The following is a 2,170-nucleotide window of genomic DNA, read 5'->3' as shown; positions in this document are numbered from 1 at the left end:
GCCCCGTATTCGGTCGCGGGCGTGCCGACAAAGACCACCATGTCGACCTTGAGCGCGATGAACTCGTCGACGTAGCGATGGAGCGCCAGCAGGAGCTGCACCTTGTCCCAGAGGCCCTTGGTCTCGCCCAGCACGACCCGCCGCTTGATGGTGAGGTTCTTGCCGCGCTCGTAACCCAGCCCGGCGAGGCCCTCGCGAAATCCGCGCACGGCGTCCTCGTAAACAATGACGTCGGTCATCTGCACAATGCCGATTGTGAGCTTCCTGCCCTCCGGCGCGCGCGCATGAGCGGGCGCGGCCGCCAACAGCAGCGCAATCGCAAGAGCAATGAAGGTAAACTGCTTGCTCAAATCACTTCCTAACGGTGCCTCTGGTAGAGGCGGTCGCGCCAGCGGCCAAGGTCCGCGAACTCCTCGGCCAGCACCGGATGCCGGGCGCAGCGCCGCGTGGCGGGGCCCATCGCGACGCTTCCCTCGGGCGGCGGGATGAGAAACTGCAAAACCACGGCCATTGCAATGTCGGCATAGCTCAGCGTGTCGTAGATGTAGTCGCCGCCGTCCAATGCGCCGCGCAGCACGGTCAGCTCCGTGCGGATGAGATTCTCATGGTCGGTCGGGGATTTCTCGCGCGCACGGTACTTGCGGCGAAGAAAGCGGCTGCCCTGGGCGGCAAGCGCGGTGAGCGAGAGGCGAATCGGCGCGGGAATCATCGGCGGGAGGGCTTCGGAGAGCGCCTCGCGATCGCCAAGCATCCGCTCAATCAGCAGCGCGCGCGTGGAATCGGTTGCTCGCTCGCTGCGCGCGTTCCATTCCTCGATCTGCGCGATGAGTTCGTGGGGGAAGAGCCGCTCGCCACGCGTGCGATGTTCGTCGGCAAACCGCGCGATCTCGAAAGAATCGGTGAGGCGCACTTCCTTGCCGATCAGCGCCGGCACGCTGACCCGACCCGAAAATTTTCGTAGCCGCCAGCGAAGCCAGTACTCACCGAGCATCGGCGTGTATTCGCTCTCGCGATAATCGATTCCGCTGTGATCGAGGGCCCAACGTGCCTTTTCAGACCACGGCGAGAGTCCGAGCGCAATCAGATCAAACATGACGTATTCCCGTTCTCCGGCAGGAGCATCATTTCATATTTGTCTGAAACTTGAAATGGGCGGGCGGACTGCCCCTTTATAGTCGCTGCCAGATGGCCCGAATCTGCTCGGGAAAACTCATGGGGTCGAAGGGCTTGTTGATGACGTCCACCGCCCCGAGCTTCCGGTAGTAGTGGACGTCGTGTTCCTGGGCGCGGGCGGTGACGAAGACGATGGGGGTCTGCGCGCAGGCCGGCAGCTTGCGCAGCTCGGCCAGCGTGCCGGGCCCATCCAGGACCGGCATCATCACGTCAAGCAAGATCAGGTCGGGCGCAAAGCCCGGTGCGGCCTCCAGGGCCTCGCGTCCCGAGGCGCAGATGAGCACTTCGAACTCCCCCACACGCTCAAGCGAGAGCCGCGCGATGGTCTGGATATCGGGGTCATCTTCTACGCAGAGAATTCGCTGGAGGGGCTGGGTCATGCTGGACGGCGACAGATCGGCGCGCACCGGGTCGGTACAGCGCCACTGCCTCTACTCCTGATGACGGGCACGGGTGCCCGGCTATCCCGCTCGATCCCAATGCCCGCATTATAGGGCCGATGCCCACGCCCGATCCAAGCGGGTAATGGGATTTTTCATCAAACCAACGCAATTGCTCGGTGGCATCGACCTTGGGTGCGCGGTTTGCTAAACCTAGGTCAGACGAACACCTGGACTTTGCCGCCCATTGAGAACCCCAGAGCGGAACATGCCGAGCATTCTGGCCATTGATGACGACCCCTCCATCCTCTCCTTGATCGGGTCGATTGCCGCCTCTTTGGGGTGCGATTACCGGGGCGCGCCCAGCATCGAAGACGGAGAGCGCGAACTCGAAATCGCCGTGCCCGACCTTCTGATCGTCGATGGCCTGCTGCCCGACGGCACGGGGATCGAACTGCTTGCCCGGGTGCTTCCCCCGCATGAGAAGCCCCCCAAGTCGCTCTTTCTTTCGGCCTTCTTCAAGGGCTTTCGCACCTTTGAAGAGCTCTACCGCCTGGGCGTGGACAAGGTCATCCACAAACCGGTGACCCCGGAATCGTTGACCAAGGAAATCGCCG

Annotated in this window: 4 protein-coding genes; 1 reads left to right on the top strand and 3 read right to left on the bottom strand. The window is 63.0% G+C overall.

The window, feature by feature from the left end; all coding sequences use genetic code 11:
• The 3 genes from KDH09_07540 to KDH09_07530 form a co-directional block, all read right to left on the bottom strand.
• On the bottom strand, positions 1–350 hold a 350-nt coding region (locus KDH09_07540; GenBank protein MCB0219528.1), incomplete at its 3' end, for a hypothetical protein.
• 8 nt (positions 351–358) lie between these two features.
• Positions 359–1,093, bottom strand: coding sequence for a glutathione S-transferase (locus KDH09_07535; GenBank protein MCB0219527.1), 735 nt, complete (start codon positions 1,091–1,093; stop codon positions 359–361).
• A 76-nt stretch (positions 1,094–1,169) separates the two neighbouring features.
• Positions 1,170–1,553, bottom strand: coding sequence for a response regulator (locus KDH09_07530; GenBank protein ID MCB0219526.1), 384 nt, complete (start codon positions 1,551–1,553; stop codon positions 1,170–1,172).
• Positions 1,554–1,821: 268 nt separating this feature from the next.
• Between KDH09_07530 and KDH09_07525 the strand changes: the two genes are divergently transcribed.
• Positions 1,822–2,170 (top strand): response regulator (locus KDH09_07525; GenBank protein MCB0219525.1); only part of this gene is annotated, 349 nt, incomplete at its 3' end.

The organism is Chrysiogenia bacterium (assembly GCA_020434085.1).
Taxonomy (GTDB): Bacteria; JAGRBM01; JAGRBM01; order JAGRBM01; family JAGRBM01; genus JAGRBM01.
The sequence above is the reverse complement of the archived record's forward strand: the minus strand, read 5'-3'. Positions and strand labels throughout refer to the sequence as shown.

Coding starts and splice junctions, on each gene's coding strand:
- KDH09_07530 (MCB0219526.1), bottom strand. CDS start 1,553: ATGACCCAGCCCCTCCAGCGAATTCTCTGCGTAGAAGATGACCCCGAT.
- KDH09_07535 (MCB0219527.1), bottom strand. CDS start 1,093: ATGTTTGATCTGATTGCGCTCGGACTCTCGCCGTGGTCTGAAAAGGCA.